This is a genomic window from Clostridiaceae bacterium HFYG-1003 (assembly GCA_024579835.1).
GTDB lineage: Bacteria > Bacillota > Clostridia > Clostridiales > Clostridiaceae > JG1575.
In genome coordinates, this window is the sequence record CP102060.1 from 3,397,861 (window position 1) to 3,415,780 (window position 17,920).

The window sequence follows — 17,920 nt, forward strand, 5'->3', positions numbered from 1 at the left end:
ACGGAAGAATATGTTGCCGTGAGGTGAACAAATTAGAAAGGAGCGCTGAAATATGAAAAAGAGATCGAAGCGAATAATTATTGGTGTTATTGGATTTCTTCTCCTAACGGTGCTTGCCTTTGCGCTCTATTTCTATATGACTTTTTCAGGTAACATCATTGAGCGATTCAGCCAGCAAAGAGCAATCATTAAGGCATATGAAACAAGTTATGATGAAGATTTTAAGATTGTAAGTTCAAGCTACGACTATAAGCGCAAGGAATTTTCATTCAGGATATCTTCGCAGAGTCAGCCTGAAATAATATTCACTTCGACTCTGGATGAAGCGGACCGTATCGATCGATATGCGGCTGCCCGCAGTATAGATTATTTTCGTAAAGTCATATCTGAAGCATTTGGTAATGACTTTGATGATCTGCAATACAAAGTCAACATCTTTGAGGAGTACAATTCACCGGATCTTCTCGAACGTGACATGACCACTCGCCTAAGCCAGAACCAATATGTTGTTGATTTATCATGGGATCCGCCTGTCCTTGATACTTTGCAGGTTGATACCATTTTTAATGATATGACGCAGCGGATCTCAGCGCGTCTGGATACATCCATTGGCGGGCTGAAAATCCGCGCTGGAGTGTATGACGGAAAAGATTACTATATCACTGAGGTTGATCTAAGGTAATCATCAATGATTAAGACGGAAGGGCTAATGCATCTTAAGGAACTGCCGCAAAGAGGCCGGCAGTTCTTTTTTATCCTGATACCCATCTTCTGAACAAAAAATATAAACAAAAAATCAAAAATGAATGAACCGTTTGGTGTCGGCATTCGTATATGTTAGTAAGGGAGGTGGTAAAGTGCTCGATGATTACATAGAAAAACATGGAAGGCGCCTTTATGGTCTATGTCGGACACTGTGCCAAAACCCTGATGATGCCGATGATTTGTACCAGGAGACCTGGCTGAAGGTCCATCAAAAATTTGACCACTACAACCCTGAGTATGAATTTGAAGGTTGGCTGACACGGATCTGCGTTAACACCTACAAGGATCAGTTGCGAAAGAAAAAGCTCAGCCTGATCTTCGACCTGTTTGACTCTCAGGAGGCGAAGGACGCAGTACTTGAAAAAGCTGCCACAGAAGAAAAAGAGGACTTAAGTGACCTTCATGCTGCGGTGAAAAGACTTCCTGAAAAACTTCGACTGACAGTAGTCTTGTACTATTTCAGAGAGCTCGACATCGGTGAAACCGCAGCGATTTTAAATATTCCCCCGGGTACCGTCAAGTCCAGATTGAGTAAGTCCAGACTGCTGTTGAAGGAGATGATCAACGATGAAATTGAGCTATGATTTTGAACAATACCAGCCACCAAGACTCACTGAACAGATGCTCAATGCTGTTTTTCAAAAACGCCGTGAAGTTCGGCGCATGTTCCTTTTTGCCGCGGCGTCCAATCTATTTCTGATCAGCCTTGCTCTTCTGGCGCTTGCGCTGGCCCCATACTCCATGCTAGCCAGTGTTATCTGTCTCGTATTCCTGGGAATTTACCTGTCGGTAAGTGGATTATTGACTGTCCTGCTTACCAGAAAACTCATTGACCGTTACGGCAAAGCCTCTGCCGTACCCTTTGCACTCAATGCCTAAATCAGAAAGGAAGATGGATAAATGGATGCAGCATATTTTTACCTAATTTTTGTCCTAGCACTGTTTCTGGTGCTCCCCATCCTCATCGGAGTCTATGTATATCGGGATGCTAACAGCCGTGGGATGAATGCAGCTCTTTGGACTTTGATTGCGGCTCTGGCCCCATCCGGTATTGGCTTGATCATCTACCTGGTGGTTAGATCAGATTATAATAGTTTGGAATGTCCCAATTGCAAGGCCCCAATCCTTGAAGAATACTCCTCTTGCCCTAAATGCGGAACGAGCTTAAAGGCTAAGTGTACTAATTGCGGTAAAGCGATCGCTTCCGGTTGGCAAAACTGTGCTCATTGCGGAGAACCCGTTCCTGCAGATGCAATGATCCCTACCCTCCCAAAGCGTAAAGACAATGGGCTGGGCAAGATATTGGTGGCCGTCATACTTATTCCCGTTCTAATCATATCCACTCTTGTTTTCGGGCTTGCCAGCTTCCGCAGCGGCCATCCGACCAGCGTTGGTTCAGTTGACGGGATGAGAGTCGAGGACTTCGGAAACAACAAAACAGTTTCGGATTGGTTTAAAAATTGCGATGCTTCCGGCAGAGGAATTTATGTTCTTGAATACCAGTATCCAAAAGATAATTTAAATAATCTCAATCGGTCGAACTATATCGTCTATCGAACCGGTCTGACGAAGGATGTCAGTGTGGCAGCTGTTGGATACCAAAATTTCTTTAAGGAATCTTTACGAATTGAGTACAATGATTCTGAAACCCCTGGAGTAAAAGACTATCATATTTATCAGGTAGACTACTCTACCACAGCAAAGGTTCAGCTTGAAGTCATTGTAAATGGCAAGAAAGCGGATTACAAATTGACCAGGTCCACTGAGCCCCTTATGTTCATCGAGTCGATCCCTTGGAGAAACGAAGCAGCGAATTTGTATAAGCTTCGCCTGGATTATCTTGGTGATAACTCAGGAGTTAGTCGACTGGTCAAAGAAACTGGGCTTGAATTCGCAGGGGACTATACCCTCGAGCTGAAAACTTCGGAAAAACCTTATGGTTTAAGAGTTATTTATACTGACGCGATCATGGATTTTGAAACGAATATCTACTCACCTTACGCCACAGAGCTACTTGGCTTAATCAAGAATCTGGACTATGTTGAAATCACCGACGGTGAAAGTACATTTCGGCTGACAGCAGATGAAGCTTCTCAAACTCTGGGTCATGATGTGAAGGACTTTGGAACAGATCCATCCAAGCTTGAAGCGTATCTTAAGTCAATCTACGGTGATAACCAGTTCGACCAGTAGGTCAAATGACAACAGCTAAGCTTCAATTAATTATCCACCATGAAAGCAGATTTTGGTTTTCAACCTTGAGTATTATTAGTGAATAAAGCTATCAGAAACATGACGTCTATTCCAAACCACCTGAAAAGGTGGTTTTTTCATTAAGTGGCATCCTGACCGTTAAAAGCGACGGTCAGAAAAACCCTACCAGACAACAGAAAAATCCATTCCTACTTTTGCACAAAACATTGGAAAAAAGGAATGTTTCGTGCAATTTCAAAAACAGAAAAGGAGAAGAAATCCATGGACGTATTGATTGTTGAACATGAAAAAGTGCCGCGTATGGCTAGTATCACCGGTGACCTGAACTCCCTGCAGCAGGTTGTCGGCGGCTACATCGAAGCCGTCTATCCCTATGATGACCCGGTTGCCATTGTCTGTCATGAGGAAGGCAAGCTCATCGGCCTCCCGCTTAACCGAAAACTTGAGGACTACGACATCATCGCCGGGACCTTCATCGTCTGAGGGCTTGGTGAAGAGGATTTTGATTCCTTGACGCCTGAGCTTGCCGAGAAGTATCGGGAGAAATTTGCTGATCCTGAGATCTTCATGAAGATGGGCAGCCGCATCGTCGCCATACCTATAAAGCCCAAGGGCGAACTGCATGTGGGCAAACCGAAACAGAAGTCCACAGAACCTGAGCTCTAAATCTCACAGAGCTTACGAGTTTACTTAATTCAAATGTGAGATACGTACTTTTGTAAATTGAATTCACCTAACCACGAAAGGAGGAATTTTTCATGCAGGAAGAAGTGGAAAACAGGACCGTCGCCCTGGCCGTCAGTACCACCCGAATGACCGGACGTGTTCTGAAGGCTGCGCTCATCAAGGTTTTGGCTGAAATGAAGAAGAGCCGGGACAGTCCGCCGCAGATCCCCCATGGCAAGCAGACCGTGAAGGAACTCATCGGTCAGAATGCTGGAGTCTCTAATATTGAGATCACAGATAAAAACATCAAATCCTTTGAGCAGGTCGCTAGAAAGTACGGTGTAGACTATGCCCTCAAGAAAGACACCACCGGAGAGAAACCCAAATATCTGGTCTTCTTCAAGGCCCGGGACGCTGATGCCCTCACCGCTGCCTTCACAGAATACACGGCGAAGGTCCTCAAAAAGGACAAGCAGCCTTCCATCCTGGAACAGCTTGCCAAATTCAAGCTCCTGGTTCATGCCAAGGTCATGGACAGGGTGAAAAACAAAGACAAGGAGCTGACGCGATGACAGGAAAAATCAAGGGGATGCTCCTTTTAAACCTTCCCTATGTTCTCATTGCTCTGGCTGCCACGAAGCTGGGTGAGGCCTGGCGATACTCTCCCGGACTGGATATCTCCCAAAAAATCCTACATCTCATCGACGGATTCACTTTAGCTTTCCAATCACAATGGCCAAGCCTGCTTCCACAGGATCTGATCCTGGGCATTGGGATCTCAGTCGCCATCAAGCTGGCAGTTTATGTCAAAGGCCGGAACGCCAAGAAATACCGTAAAAACATCGAATACGGCTCAGCTCGCTGGGGCAGATCTGAGGACATCAAGCCTTTTATCGATCAAACCTTTCGAAACAACGTCATCCTCACGGAGACGGAGCGCCTGACCATGAACAACCGGCCCAAGGACCCCAGGCTCGCACGCAACAAAAACGTCATGGTGGTGGGAGGTTCCGGATCTGGCAAGACGCGGTTTTGGCTCAAGCCAAATCTCATGCAGTGCCATTCCAGCTATGTGGTCACCGATCCCAAGGGTAGCGTCGTAGTGGAATGCGGACAGCTTCTCCTGAGGGAAGGCTACAGGATCAAGATCCTCAATACCATCAACTTCAACAAATCCATGCACTACAATCCCTTTGCCTACATCAAGAGCGAAAAGGACATCCTCAAGCTGGTGACGGCCCTCATCGCCAACACCAAGGGTGAAGGCAAAGCCGGAGATGATTTCTGGGTCAAGGCGGAGACCCTTCTTTATACCGCGCTCATGGGCTACATCCACTATGAGGCTCCAGAAAGCGAGCGAAACTTTACAACCCTTATCGAGCTCATCAATGCCTCAGAGGTCCGCGAGGATGACGAGGACTTTCAGAACCCGGTGGATTTGATGTTCGCCGCTCTGGAAGAGCGTGACTCGGAGCATTTTGCAGTCCGGCAGTATAAGAAATACAAACTGGCTGCCGGAAAGACCGCCAAATCAATCCTTATCAACTGCGGGGCCCGTCTGGCGCCCTTTGACATCAAGGAGCTCAGAGACCTGACGGCCTATGACGAAATGGAACTGGATGCCCTGGGTGATCGGAAAACGGCGCTGTTCATCATCATCAGCGACACCGACGACACCTTCAACTTCCTGGTTTCCATGGCCTACACGCAGCTCTTTAATCTGCTGTGCGACAAGGCAGATGACGTCTATGGCGGACGTCTGCCTGTGCATGTGCGCTGTCTCATTGATGAGGCGGCGAATATCGGTCAAATTCCCAAGTTGGAAAAGCTCGTAGCCACCATCCGAAGCCGGGAGATCTCGGCCTGTCTGGTGCTGCAGGCCCAATCCCAGCTGAAGGCTCTGTATAAAGATCACTGCGACACCATCATCGGCAATATGGACTGCACGATCTTTCTGGGCGGTAAGGAGCGCACCACATTAAAGGAGCTTTCAGAAACCCTTGGGAAAGAGACCATCGACACTTTCAACACCGGGGAAAGCCGAGGCCGTGAGGTTTCCCACAGTCTGAACTACCAGAAACTCGGAAAGAAGCTGATGAGCATCGACGAACTGGCCGTGCTGGATGGCGGCAAATGCATCCTCCAGCTGCGTGGGGTACGGCCTTTTCTCTCCAACAAGTATGACATCACCAAACACCCCAACTACAGTACCTCTCCGATGCGGACCCGCGAAACGCCTTCAATATTGAGAAGTACCTGTCCACCCGTCTTAAGTCCAAGCCGGATGACATCTATGAGGTCTACCACATGGATCTGTTTGCCGAACCCGAAGCCGCTGAATGAGCGGCTTTTTTCAACTCAAAATTTAAAATAATGGAGGTCAATCAATGGAATTCTTTAACAGTGCAGTAGATGTACTTCAAACCCTCGTCGTCGCTCTCGGTGCAGGCCTTGCCATCTGGGGCGTCATCAACCTTCTCGAAGGCTACGGCAATGACAACCCCGGTGCCAATGCTCATGTACGGTAAGGAAGCAAGCAACCGAAAACAAGAGATAGACCGCCAGCACTACACTATTCCGAACCAAAGACCAAAAGATAAGCATTGTGGGAAAATCTAAACTTTTGGATTTTCCTACAATGCCGACTACGGCGGAATCCTTCCCACTCCTTATATCTTTATTTCCGTATACATTGAATTTGTATTTAGTAAATGCTATAATGTCCCTATTCAAATTATAAATGTGTTGAATTAGTTACATGTACATATTTTTTGTGCCGCATAAATACCCTGTTGAGGTTGTCGTTCTTTGTCCAGATGTGGAAACAATAAAAGGAAGGGAACGATACAGGGAGAAAACAGGCTATTCCGGCTTTACGGTTGAAACCTTATACGATACATTTATGCAGACAACACCACGGATCGGCTTTTGGCTGGACAATTCCAACCAAACACCACAGCAGACAGCAGAAACCATTCTGAACGCCAGAAAGTCGGTATGATTGTTACATATAAGGGGAAGAAAAATTTCTTTTAGGTACTTTCTTTCCTAAAACTAATGTGATATAATAGCATCATTCCAAAAAAGGAGTAAAAAATATGCGGCAAGGTATTCTTAAATAAAACTATAATCAAATAGTGGGAACAAAGGATTATGATAGTCCCTTTTGTGGGGGCTTGGTTTTTTGTACCCAATTTAAGAATACTTTTGCCTTATCAATTTTGACATATCCGAAAAACAGCAATCACAAACAGGTGTATGCTGTATATGTGTATGTCCGCAAATTATAATCCCCAGTGGTAAAAGTATTTTACTGCTGGGGATTTTTATGCCCTTTTGGGGCTGTAAAAGGAGGACAATCACATGAAAATAATCAATATTGGAATTCTCGCCCATGTAGACGCAGGAAAAACAACATTGACGGAAAGCCTGCTGTACACCAGTGGAGCGATTGCGGAACAAGGAAACGTGGATAAAGGAACTACAAGAACAGACACTATGATTTTGGAACGGCAGCGCGGAATTACCATTCAGACAGCGGTTACTTCTTTTTGCTGGAATGATTATAAAATCAATATCGTGGACACTCCCGGTCATATGGATTTTTTAACCGAAGCATACCGCTCTTTATCTGTCCTTGACGGAGCTGTTTTAGTCATTTCGGCAAAAGACGGCGTACAGGCACAAACCCGTATATTATTCCATGCGCTTCAGAAAATGGACATTCCGACAATTATCTTTATAAATAAGATAGACCAAAATGGGATCGACCTGCGGCGTGTTTACCAAAGCATTAAAGATAAACTTACCAGTGATATGATTGTCATGCAGGAGGTTTCCCTGTCGCCAAAGATAACCATGACCGATATTTCTGATTTGGACAAATGGGATATGATTATTTCCGGAAGCGATGAACTATTAGAACGATATGTTGCAGAGGATTCTTTGGATATACAGGAATTACAATATGAAAAGTGCAAAAGAACCAGATGCTGCTCTTTGTTTCCTGTTTATCATGGGAGTGCAAAAGACAATTTAGGAACAGAAAAACTGATTGAAGCGATTACAGAAACTTTCATTACAGAAACAGACGATATTCAGTCTGAATTATGTGGATATGTTTTTAAGGTTGAGTATACAGAGCGGAAAAAACGGCTTTCTTATTTACGCCTGTATCATGGGACGCTCCATTTACGGGATACCCTGCTGCTGTCAAAAAAGGAAAAAATAAAGATTACAGAAATGTGTATTCCGTCAAATGGTGAAATCGTCCCGGTTGACCATGCCTGTCCGGGAGAAATTGTTATTTTAGCTGATGATACTTTGAAACTGAACGACATTCTGGGAAATGAAAAACTCCTGCCTCACAAAACACGGATTGATAATCCCATGCCATTACTTCGGACAACGGTAGAGCCGCAAAAGCCGGAGCAAAGGGAAGCCCTGTTAAATGCCCTCACAGAGATTGCTGATACAGACCCTCTTTTGCATTTTGACATTGATACTGTTACACATGAGATTATATTATCTTTTTTGGGAAAAGTACAGTTAGAAGTTATTTGTTCGCTATTAGAAGAAAAATATCATGTGGGCGTGGCTATGAAAGAGCCTTCGGTTATTTATCTGGAAAGACCGCAAAAAAAAGCGAGCTACACGATTCATATTGAAGTGCCGCCGAATCCGTTTTGGGCATCTATTGGTTTGACTGTAACACCGCTTCCTGTTGGAAGCGGAACACAATATAAAAGCGAGGTATCTCTCGGCTATTTAAACCAAAGTTTTCAAAATGCCGTCATGGAGGGTGTGCGTTATGGAATGGAGCAGGGCTTATATGGCTGGGGAGTGACAGACTGCCAAATTTGTTTTGATTATGGAGTTTATTACAGCCCGGTCAGCACCCCCGCTGATTTTCGTTTTCTTGCGCCTGTCGTGTTGGAGCAGGCATTGAAAAAAGCAGGAACACAACTGTTGGAACCATACCTTTCCTTTACCCTTTTTGCACCGCAGGAATATCTTTCACGGGCTTATAATGACGCACCAAAGTATTGCGCAATCATTGAATCAACCAGACTTGAAAAAGATGAAGTTATTTTTAAGGGGGAAATCCCTGCCCGTTGTATTGGTGAATATAGAAATGATTTGAATTTTTATACAAATGGAAGAAGTGTCTGCATTACAGAATTAAAAGGGTATCAGGAAACTTCCGGCGAGCCTGTGTTTCAGCCACGCCGCCCGAACAGCCGTTTAGACAAGATCCGGCATATGTTTCAGAAGATAATGTAACATCTTGCGCAATGCAAACGTTCATTGCTGGCTATTGCGAAATATCATTGATAAAATCAGCATCAGAGAGGAGGAACCATTTTGAACCAGAAACAGACGGATATTACAACAGGAAAGCAAATACGTCATCTGCGAACACAATCGGGAATGACACAGGAAGAACTGGCTGGGAAATTGAATGTTACCCGGCAGGCGCTATCGAATTGGGAGAGAGATGTTAATGAACCCGATTTAAATACGTTGAAAAAAATTTGTTTTCTTTTTGGAGTCCACATGGACGATTTTGCGAAGGAGGTAATAACAAAAATGGAAACATGTGAAAAAAAGAGAAACGACAATTTAATAAGTATGATATGGCAATTGGACTTTTTTATGGTGTCGGGATATTTCTTGGCATTGGTATTTTCTTTGTTGGCGGTTTTATGACAATGTCGGGTGCAGGGTGGGGAGCATCACTATTTGGCGGTGGCTGTTTTTCTCTTGTATTTGGCTTGATATGCCATGCAGTTATTACATTGAGAAGAAATGACAAATGATGACATATCCTGCTTTCTAGTCTTTTCGGTCATATCGCGTAAAAAAGCCGCTGCTTTTGGCTTTCCAATAGCGGCGGCAAAGGGAAATATCCTTTGAATACCTTACAGAAGAAAAGTTTTGCAGCATTATAAAAATAAAAGCCTATACCATTTTGGAAAGAAAAGATACATAATAGTCAAGACGGCAACAATCAGAAGTTATGGAGGGTAACAATGGAATATAGTAAGGAAGATTTAATGGAAGCAAAAAGGCAAATTTTGGGAGTGGGAGAGAACATGGGAACAGAGGAAAGCAAAAAGATCTGGGAGAAAAACGCACAATTTTGGGATGATGCAATGGGTGACGAATCCAATGAATTTCACAGAGAGGTAGTACGTCCCAAAGTAACGGAACTTCTCTCTCCTGATCCTTCGGATTACATTTTGGATATTGCGTGCGGCAATGGAAATTATTCTTCGTATCTTGCACAGAGAGGCGCTTCGGTCGTCGCTTTTGATTACAGCAAAAAAATGATAGAATTGGCTAAAAGACGGCGATCACAATATGCAAAACAAATTGAGTTTTGCGTAGCGGATGCGACCAATAGAGAAAGCTTATTAGGATTAAAAAGAAATCGAGCCTTTACGAAAGCAGTTTCTAATATGGCAATTATGGATATTACGGATATTGAACCGCTTTTTATGGCTGTTTATGAACTATTGGAGGAAAACGGGATTTTTGTCTTTGCAACGCAGCACCCTTGTTTTATCACATTGACTGAAAAATATATGACACCGCACAGTTACTATGATATAGCGATCGAAGGGCAGCCGGAGGAGCAGATTTATTATCATCGTTCCATACAAGATATTTTTAACCTTTGTTTCAGAGCTGGATTTGTCATTGATGGATTTTATGAAGAATGTTTCAAAAACAATAAAGAAATTCCTATGGTAATGATAGTAAGGCTTAAAAAGGTAAAACGTGATAGCTTAAAATAAATTCAAGTTTGCCGGATAAATAGCAAACCCGGCCGAGCCAGTCAACGGTCAAGATGAACGGGCTTCGCCCGCCGTTGACAGCCCCGCCCGGTTTTGCAGTTAGGCAGTCAAGGAGCGACAGCCTAAAGTGCTGCCGCCCCTTACTATCATAAAAAGCAACTACTAACCAGCCACAGCCCTTTTGGGAGGAAAGGGGGATTTTCCATGACCTGTACAGAAGAATATCGGGAACATATCGAGTACACTTTCCATGCCTTTTGCAAAGTCGTTATCCGAAATGCAACGATCAACGCAGCGAGGACACGGAGCAGGAAGCACAAAAGAGAAATATCCCTTGAATACCTCACAGACGAAAAGCACTACCCTTTAGGCACGACAGATGAATATTTCCAAGCCCCGGAGCCGGACGAGGAATACATACTTACCCTTTGCGGCGATACGGTCATTTTCAGCAGCGGTTTACTTGCGGAAGCCCTGTCACGGCTGGACGAACGGGAGCGGGAAATGATTTACCTGTCCTTTTTCAAGCGTATTCCACAGCACGAAATTGGCAGACAGTACGGGCGCAGCCGCAGCACAGCGGGCTACCATATCCGAAAAGCCCTACGGCAGCTCCAAGCGGAAATGGAGGGAATGGCATATGAGAAATAATAGGCTTCTCCCCTATGAAACAATCGTCCAAGCCGCCAGCGGGGAGCCGGAAGCGGTGGGAACTGTATTGCAGTATTACCGCCGCCGCATACAATGTGCCGCCCGTGTGAATGGACGGGTAGACCAAGATACAGAGGACTACATCACCCAGACGCTTCTCACAGCTATTTTCAAGTTCCGCTTTGGGAGATAGCCCTACCGCCTACAACTGAATAACCGCCGCTTCGCCGGCAACCAGAAAGCAGTAAATCTATTCAACAGATTTGCTGCTTTTTTTCGTTCCTGTTTGGCATTTTTGAAAATCCCCAGTATGAAAAAACAAAAGGGAAAATAGCCGCCGCAGTTGGCAAAATCCCTTACTTATCCGTAGAGGGTATCAAAGAAAAAAATACTGCCATTGTCCGCCTATTCCGGCTTGCGTGGTGTTGTAGGGAATAGAGGGGAAATTCTAAAAATCTCCGTCCATTTTGCTTTGCGTGGTGTTGTAGGTAGTGAAAGGAAAATTTTCAAGATAAGCCGGAATAGCGGGTAGCAAAGCCCTTTTGAAACGTTTTGTTAGCGGAAAGGACGGGAGCCGGGGAACGCCGGAGTTTTTCAGAGCAAGATTCTACCGAGGTGCCAAAATTCGCTCTCCGCTTATTTTTGCCCCTGCGGGAATCTTGTTGGGGAGTGCCTTCCCCAAACCCTGCTATGCGCCCTGTCGGGCGAGAAAGGAGGTCACAGACCATGCGAAAGAAATACAATACGCCCCACCGCCGTCATGTGGTAAAGACCCGCATGACCGATGAAGAATACGCCGACTTCACCGGGCGGCTGGCGGCTTATGAAATCAGCCAGTCCGAGTTTATCCGGCAAGCCATACGGAAAGCGACCATACGCCCCATTGTCACCGTTTCCCCGGTCAATGACGGGCTGCTTGCCGCCCTCTCCAAGCTCACGGCAGAGTACGGGAAAATCGGCGGCAACTTAAACCAGATTGCCCGGAGCCTGAACGAATACGGAAGCCCCTACCGGGGGCTGGAAAAGGAAGTGCGGGGAGCCGCCGCCGACCTTGCCGCCTTGAAGTTTGAAGTCTTGCAGAAAGTAGGTGAAGCCGTTGGCGATACTCAAACATATCAGCTCTAAAAATGCCAACTACGGGGACGCTGAAAAATACCTCACATTCGAGCATGACGAGTTTACCATGAAGCCCACCCTTGACGCAGACGGGCGGCTCATACCGAGGGTAGACTACCGCATATCCTCTCTGAATTGTGGCGGGGAGGATTTTGCCGTTGCCTGTATGCGCTCCAATCTCCGCTACGGCAAGAACCAGAAACGGGAGGACGTAAAGAGCCACCACTACATCATCAGCTTTGACCCACGGGACGGCCCGGACAACGGCTTGACCGTTGATCGGGCGCAGGAGCTGGGCGAGAAGTTCTGCGCCGAGCATTTCCCCGGACACCAGGCCCTTGTCTGCACCCACCCGGACGGACACAGCCACACCGAAAATATCCATGTGCATATCGTCATTAACAGTCTGCGGATTGCGGAGGTTCCCATGCTGCCCCACATGGACAGGCCAGCGGACAGGAAAGCAGGCTGCAAGCACCGCTGTACGGACGCAGCTATGAACTATCTGAAAGCCGAAGTCATGGAGATGTGCCACAGCGAGGGGCTTTACCAGATAGACCTTTTGAACGGCAGCAAAGAACGCATTACCGAGCGTGAGTATTGGGCGCAGAAGAAAGGACAGGCTGCCCTTGACAGAGCCAACGCCCCTATTGCTGCGGACGGTATCGCGCCCCGGCAGACCAAGTTTGAAACGGATAAGGCGAAGCTGCGCCGGACTATCCGGGAAGCCCTTGCCGCTGCTTCCGGCTTTGATGAGTTTGCCGCCCTGCTTCTCCGGCATGGTGTGACCGTCAAGGAGAGCCGGGGGCGGCTAAGTTACCTCACGCCGGACAGGACGAAGCCAATTACCGCCCGGAAGCTGGGGGACGATTTTGACCGGGCTGCTGTCCTCTCCGTTTTGGAGCAGAACGCCGCCAGAGCCGCCGAAAAACCCGCAGCCATAGCGGAATACCCCGGCAGTATCAAAGACCGCTTACGGACGAAAAAAGAAGCGAAAAACGCCCCGAACAATGACGCTGTACAGCGCATGGTAGACATAGCCGCCAAGCGAGCCGAGGGGAAAGGACGGGGCTATGAGAAGTGGGCGACCATGCACAACCTCAAACAGATGTCGGCTACCCTCATGCTCTACCAGCAGTATGGCTTTTCTTCCCCGGACGAGCTGGACGCTGCCATTTCCGCAGCCAACACCGCCACGCAGGAGAGCCTTGCCGGACTGAAAGGGCTGGAAGCCGCTATCCGGGAGAAAAAGGAATTGCAGCGCAACCTTTTGGGCTATATCGGCACGAAGCCCGCCCGTGACGGTCTGAAAGCGCAGAAATCGGAGAAAGCCCGGAGAGCCTACCGGGAACAGCACGAAAGCGATTTTATCATAGCGGACACAGCCGCCCGTTATTTCCGGGAGCATGGAATAACCAAGCTGCCAGCCAGCAAAGCCCTGCAAAGGGAGATTGAGCAGCTTACCGTCCAGAAGAACGCCGGATATAACGACTACCGGGAGAAACGCCAGCGGGCGCAGGAGCTTCAGACAGTCAGACGCAATATCGACCAGATTTTAAGGGGCGCACCGAGCCAGCAGAAAAAGCGTGAACAGGAGCGTTAAAGACCGCCCCGAAATGATACCGAAACCCTACAAAAATACAGGTATGATATGAACCCTTACCGCAATACTCCCCGACTTCCAAACGGGGCTTACAGGGCAGAAAAAGCCCGAAAATGATACCGAGAACATACAGAAAATGCCCCCTATCCCGCTACACCGATAGGAACGGCAGAAAGGAGCTTACCATTGCCGAGAATGAGCAAGAAGCGGCGGCTGGAATGGTCTTTCTTCCTCAACCACCGCAACCGTATCACTTACAACGACCTATGCCGGGGCTGCACCCGTGACTGCAAACAGAGCTTCCGGGCGGTTATCATACTATGCCCTCGCTATTATTCCAAACGCTGGAAAAAGGAGGACGCAGCCTATGGCAGATAACCGCAAATATTACTACCTCAAGCTGAAAGAGAGCTATTTTGACGATGATGCAATCGTTCTGCTGGAAAGTATGCAGGACGGCGTTATCTATTCCAACATTCTCTTGAAGCTGTACTTGAAATCGCTGAAAAACGGCGGGAAATTGCAGCTTGACGAGAATATCCCCTACACCGCCCAGATGATTGCGACCATTACCCGCCAGCAGGTAGGTACCGTAGAGAGAGCTTTGAAAATCTTTATGAAGCTGGGGCTTGTGGAGCCTTTGCCAAGCGGCGCACTCTACATGAGCAACATTGAGCTTTTAATCGGCCAGTCCTCTACCGAGGGGGAGCGCAAGCGCAGGGCGCGGCTGGCTTTGCAGGAACAAAAAGCCCTGCCGCAGACAGGGGCGGACAAATGTCCACCATATCGAGCGGACATTTGTCCACCAGAGATAGAGATAGAGAAAGAGATAGATATAGAAATAGAAAAAGAGAGAGAGTTAGAAACGGGACACCCCGCCCCCGCCGCCTATGGCAGATACCACAATGTCATTCTTTCCGATACGGAGCTTGACGGGCTGAAAACAGAGCTTCCCGGCAAGTGGGAGTATTACATTGACCGCCTATCCTGCCATATCGCTTCCAGCGGGAGGAAATACAAGAGCCATGCAGCCACGATTTTCAAGTGGGCGCAGGAGGACGCAGCCAAGAAAGCCCCGAAAAAGGGCATACCCGATTATACCTGTAAGGAGGGCGAGAGCTTATGACGAATGGATTTGATGAAATGATTTTGAATATGACCGACACCACGCCGGAGCCGGAGGACTACACCGGCGAGGACGGGCTTTTATACTGCGGGAAGTGCCACAAGCCCAAAGAGGGCTATTTCCCCAAAGAAACCGCCGCATGGCTGGGGCGTGACCGCCACCCGGCAGAATGTGACTGCCAGCGGGCAGAGCGTGAGGAACGGGAAGCCGCAGAGAAACAGCGCAGTCACCTTGAAACTGTCGAGCGGTTGAAGCGGCGGGGCTTTACAGACCCGGCTATGCAGGGCTGGACGTTTGAGAACGACAACGGCAAGTGCCCGCAAATGGAACACGCCCATTTCTATGTGGAGAACTGGGAAACCATGAAAGAGCGCAACATTGGCTATCTGCTATGGGGCGGCGTTGGCACAGGCAAGAGCTATTTTGCGGGCTGTATCGCAAATGCCCTTATGGAGCGTGAAATCCCCGTGTGCATGACAAACTTTGCATTGATATTGGGTGACCTTGCCGCCAGCTTTGAGGGCAGGAATGAATATATCTCCCGACTTTGCAGCTTCCCGCTGCTTATCCTTGACGATTTTGGAATGGAACGGGGAACGGAATACGGCTTAGAGCAGGTCTACAACGTGATTGACAGCCGTTACCGCAGCGGCAGGCCGCTGATCGTCACGACTAATCTCACGCTGGAGGACTTGCAGCACCCGGAGGACACCGCCCACGCCCGCATTTATGACCGTCTGATTGAAATGTGTTCTCCTGTCCGCTTTACCGGGAGCAACTTCCGAAAAGCCACGGCGCAGGAGAAAATGGGACAACTGAAAAAGCTGATGAACAGAAAGGAGAGCCGCCTATGACCAACACCCCAAAGAATGACCGCAGCACCCGCCGCCCGGATTGCGTGACGGAAATCCGCATAGGTAATTCTGTCCTTGTCGTTTCCGGCTATTTCAAGCAGGACACCACCGCCACCGCCGCCGATAAAATGCTGAAAGTGCTGGAAGCGGAAGCTGCTACACAAAAATCGGCAATTTGACGGGACGTAAAGAAGCAGAAAGGACTGTACAGCCAGCCCCGGCGTGTGGTATGATAGTCATACGGAATAGTGGGGCTGGCTGTCGGAAATGGAGGACACTATGTTAAGACAGACCACCCGAAACCTTATTACCGCCCTTTATCCGAGATTATCCCACGAGGACGAGCTGCAAGGTGAGAGCAATTCTATTTCAAACCAGAAGCGTATTCTTGAAACCTATGCGAAGCAGAACGGCTTTTCCAATCTGCAATGGTACACAGATGACGGTTATTCTGGGGCGAACTTCCAAAGACCCGGTTTTCAAGCCATGCTTGCGGACATTGAAGCCGGAAAAGTCGGCACCGTTATCGTCAAGGATATGTCACGGTTAGGGCGAAACTATCTGCAAGTGGGAATGTATACGGAAATGATTTTCCCACAGAAAGGCGTCCGCTTTATCGCTATCAATGACGGAGTGGACAGCGCACAGGGCGACAATGATTTTGCCCCTCTGCGGAACATTTTTAACGAATGGCTGGTGAGAGATACGAGCAAGAAAATCAAAGCAGTAAAACGGTCTAAGGGTATGAGCGGGAAGCCCGTCACGAGCAAACCCGTATACGGCTACTTTATGGACGAGGACGAAAATTTTATCATTGACGGGGAAGCCGCCCCTGTTGTGCGGCAGATTTACAGCTTGTGCCTTGCCGGGAACGGGCCGACCAAGATAGCCCGTATGCTCACAGAGCAGGAGATCCCCACGCCGGGAACGCTGGAATACCGTCGGACGGGAAGCACCCGCCGCTACCACCCCGGCTATGAGTGCAAGTGGGCGACCAATACCGTGGTACATATCCTTGAAAACAGGGAGTACACGGGCTGTCTGGTAAACTTCAAGACGGAGAAGCCGTCCTACAAGACCAAGCACAGCGTAGAGAACCCCATTGAGAAACAGGCGATTTTCGAGAACCACCATGAGCCTATCATTGACACCCAGATGTGGGAGCGTGTGCAGGAGTTACGCAAGCAGCGCAAACGCCCGAACCGCTATGATGAAGTGGGCTTATTCTCCGGCATACTCTTTTGTGCCGACTGCGGCAGCGTCCTTTACCAGCAGCGTTACCAGAACGCCACCCGCAAGCAGGATTGTTATATCTGCGGGAGCTACAAGAAGCGTACCCGTGACTGTACGGCGCACTTTATCCGCACCGACCTGTTGACCGCCGGAGTGACCGACAATCTGCGGAAAGTCACCAGCTATGCAGCGAAGCACGAAGCCCGGTTTATGAAGCTGCTGATCGAGCAGAACGAGGACGGGGGCAAGCGCAGGAACGCCGCAAGGAAAAAGGAGCTGGAAGCCGCCGAGAAGCGTATCAGCGAGTTATCCGCTATCTTCAAGCGGCTGTATGAGGACAGCGTGACCGGGCGCATTTCAGACGAGCGTTTCACGGAGCTGTCGGCAGACTATGAAGCCGAGCAGAAAGAACTGAAAGAGAGAGCCGCCGCTATCCGGGCAGAGCTTTCCAAAGCGCAGGAAGCCACGGTAAACGCAGAAAAGTTTATGAATGTTGTCCGCAAGTACACCAGCTTTGAAGAACTTACCCCTACCCTTTTGCGTGAGTTTGTGGAGAAAATCGTTGTGCATGAGTGCAGCTATGACGAGAACGGCACACGCAGACAGGACATTGATATTTATTACTCTTTCGTTGGCAAGGTAGACCTGCCCGAATGACCGCCCGACCTATCCGGCGCAATGCGCAAACGCCGGATAGGAACGGCAAAATTTTTTACACTTCTACTACTTCTTTATCACACATCAGCAAAGTCCCAGGGCATGAAGCAGCTCATGGCGGGCGGCGGTGTCGCACTGATCGGCATCGTACTGGTGCCGCTGCTTTCCGGTTTGTTTGGATAAATTATGAATTGAATTTAAAAGACGCCTGCTTTATTTAAGCTGGCGTCTTCAA

General features: G+C 48.0%; 22 protein-coding genes and 1 pseudogene. All 23 read left to right on the top strand.

What is annotated here, in order from left to right:
* Positions 1-52: 52 nt before the first annotated feature.
* The 23 genes and pseudogenes from NQU17_15305 to NQU17_15415 all read left to right on the top strand — a co-directional run bounded on the left by NQU17_15305 (position 53) and on the right by NQU17_15415 (position 17,868).
* Positions 53-682, top strand: coding sequence for a hypothetical protein (locus tag NQU17_15305; protein UUM11955.1), 630 nt, complete (start codon positions 53-55; stop codon positions 680-682).
* Positions 683-857: 175 nt separating this feature from the next.
* Entirely contained in the window at positions 858-1,349 is a 492-nt protein-coding gene (locus NQU17_15310) for an RNA polymerase sigma factor (protein ID UUM11956.1), read from the top strand.
* A complete protein-coding gene (locus NQU17_15315) occupies positions 1,333-1,644 on the top strand; it encodes a hypothetical protein (GenBank protein UUM11957.1) in 312 nt (103 codons plus the stop codon). The genes NQU17_15310 and NQU17_15315 overlap by 17 nt, the downstream gene beginning before the upstream one ends.
* A 21-nt stretch (positions 1,645-1,665) precedes the next feature.
* Positions 1,666-2,958 (top strand): DUF4825 domain-containing protein, encoded by a 1,293-nt coding sequence (locus tag NQU17_15320; GenBank protein ID UUM11958.1) that lies wholly within the window; start codon positions 1,666-1,668, stop codon positions 2,956-2,958.
* A gap of 282 nt (positions 2,959-3,240) precedes the next feature.
* The gene (locus NQU17_15325; GenBank protein ID UUM11959.1) at positions 3,241-3,462 is read left to right on the top strand and encodes a DUF3846 domain-containing protein; all 222 of its coding nucleotides are present in this window, start codon (positions 3,241-3,243) and stop codon (positions 3,460-3,462) included.
* A 27-nt stretch (positions 3,463-3,489) separates the two neighbouring features.
* Entirely contained in the window at positions 3,490-3,645 is a 156-nt protein-coding gene (locus tag NQU17_15330; GenBank protein UUM11960.1) for a hypothetical protein, read from the top strand.
* A gap of 92 nt (positions 3,646-3,737) precedes the next feature.
* Entirely contained in the window at positions 3,738-4,217 is a 480-nt protein-coding gene (locus NQU17_15335) for a PcfB family protein (protein ID UUM11961.1), read from the top strand.
* A pseudogene (locus NQU17_15340) lies at positions 4,214-5,988 on the top strand (type IV secretory system conjugative DNA transfer family protein). The gene NQU17_15335 and the pseudogene NQU17_15340 overlap by 4 nt, the downstream one beginning before the upstream one ends.
* 44 nt (positions 5,989-6,032) lie before the next feature.
* Positions 6,033-6,173, top strand: a complete 141-nt coding sequence (locus NQU17_15345; protein ID UUM11962.1) for a Maff2 family protein — start codon at positions 6,033-6,035, stop codon at positions 6,171-6,173.
* Between the two features lie 230 nt (positions 6,174-6,403).
* A complete protein-coding gene (locus NQU17_15350) occupies positions 6,404-6,646 on the top strand; it encodes a phosphotransferase (protein UUM11963.1) in 243 nt (80 codons plus the stop codon).
* A gap of 362 nt (positions 6,647-7,008) precedes the next feature.
* The gene (gene tet(32), locus NQU17_15355) at positions 7,009-8,928 is read left to right on the top strand and encodes a tetracycline resistance ribosomal protection protein Tet(32) (protein UUM11964.1); all 1,920 of its coding nucleotides are present in this window, start codon (positions 7,009-7,011) and stop codon (positions 8,926-8,928) included.
* An 81-nt stretch (positions 8,929-9,009) separates the two neighbouring features.
* On the top strand, positions 9,010-9,354 hold the full coding sequence (locus NQU17_15360) for a helix-turn-helix domain-containing protein (protein ID UUM11965.1): 345 nt from the start codon (positions 9,010-9,012) through the stop codon (positions 9,352-9,354).
* A gap of 323 nt (positions 9,355-9,677) precedes the next feature.
* A complete protein-coding gene (locus tag NQU17_15365; GenBank protein ID UUM11966.1) occupies positions 9,678-10,445 on the top strand; it encodes a class I SAM-dependent methyltransferase in 768 nt (255 codons plus the stop codon).
* Between the two features lie 204 nt (positions 10,446-10,649).
* The gene (locus NQU17_15370) at positions 10,650-11,096 is read left to right on the top strand and encodes a sigma-70 family RNA polymerase sigma factor (GenBank protein ID UUM11967.1); all 447 of its coding nucleotides are present in this window, start codon (positions 10,650-10,652) and stop codon (positions 11,094-11,096) included.
* A complete protein-coding gene (locus NQU17_15375; GenBank protein ID UUM11968.1) occupies positions 11,086-11,289 on the top strand; it encodes a helix-turn-helix domain-containing protein in 204 nt (67 codons plus the stop codon). The genes NQU17_15370 and NQU17_15375 overlap by 11 nt, the downstream gene beginning before the upstream one ends.
* A gap of 533 nt (positions 11,290-11,822) precedes the next feature.
* Complete coding sequence (mobC, locus tag NQU17_15380) at positions 11,823-12,221, top strand: plasmid mobilization relaxosome protein MobC (protein ID UUM11969.1); 399 nt, start codon at positions 11,823-11,825, stop codon at positions 12,219-12,221.
* On the top strand, positions 12,193-13,815 hold the full coding sequence (locus NQU17_15385; protein UUM11970.1) for a relaxase/mobilization nuclease domain-containing protein: 1,623 nt from the start codon (positions 12,193-12,195) through the stop codon (positions 13,813-13,815). The genes mobC and NQU17_15385 overlap by 29 nt, the downstream gene beginning before the upstream one ends.
* A gap of 186 nt (positions 13,816-14,001) precedes the next feature.
* Positions 14,002-14,193 carry a hypothetical protein gene (locus NQU17_15390; protein UUM11971.1) on the top strand — a complete coding sequence of 64 codons (192 nt, stop codon included), beginning with the start codon at positions 14,002-14,004 and terminating at the stop codon, positions 14,191-14,193.
* Positions 14,183-14,941, top strand: a complete 759-nt coding sequence (locus tag NQU17_15395) for a phage replisome organizer N-terminal domain-containing protein (GenBank protein UUM11972.1) — start codon at positions 14,183-14,185, stop codon at positions 14,939-14,941. Before NQU17_15390 ends, NQU17_15395 begins: the two co-directional genes overlap by 11 nt.
* Positions 14,938-15,795 (top strand): ATP-binding protein, encoded by an 858-nt coding sequence (locus tag NQU17_15400; protein UUM11973.1) that lies wholly within the window; start codon positions 14,938-14,940, stop codon positions 15,793-15,795. The genes NQU17_15395 and NQU17_15400 overlap by 4 nt, the downstream gene beginning before the upstream one ends.
* Complete coding sequence (locus NQU17_15405) at positions 15,792-15,974, top strand: transposon-encoded TnpW family protein (GenBank protein UUM11974.1); 183 nt, start codon at positions 15,792-15,794, stop codon at positions 15,972-15,974. The genes NQU17_15400 and NQU17_15405 overlap by 4 nt, the downstream gene beginning before the upstream one ends.
* Positions 15,975-16,074: 100 nt before the next feature.
* On the top strand, positions 16,075-17,685 hold the full coding sequence (locus NQU17_15410) for a DUF4368 domain-containing protein (protein ID UUM11975.1): 1,611 nt from the start codon (positions 16,075-16,077) through the stop codon (positions 17,683-17,685).
* 21 nt (positions 17,686-17,706) lie between these two features.
* Positions 17,707-17,868 (top strand): Maff2 family protein, encoded by a 162-nt coding sequence (locus NQU17_15415; GenBank protein ID UUM11976.1) that lies wholly within the window; start codon positions 17,707-17,709, stop codon positions 17,866-17,868.
* Positions 17,869-17,920 lie beyond the last annotated feature (52 nt).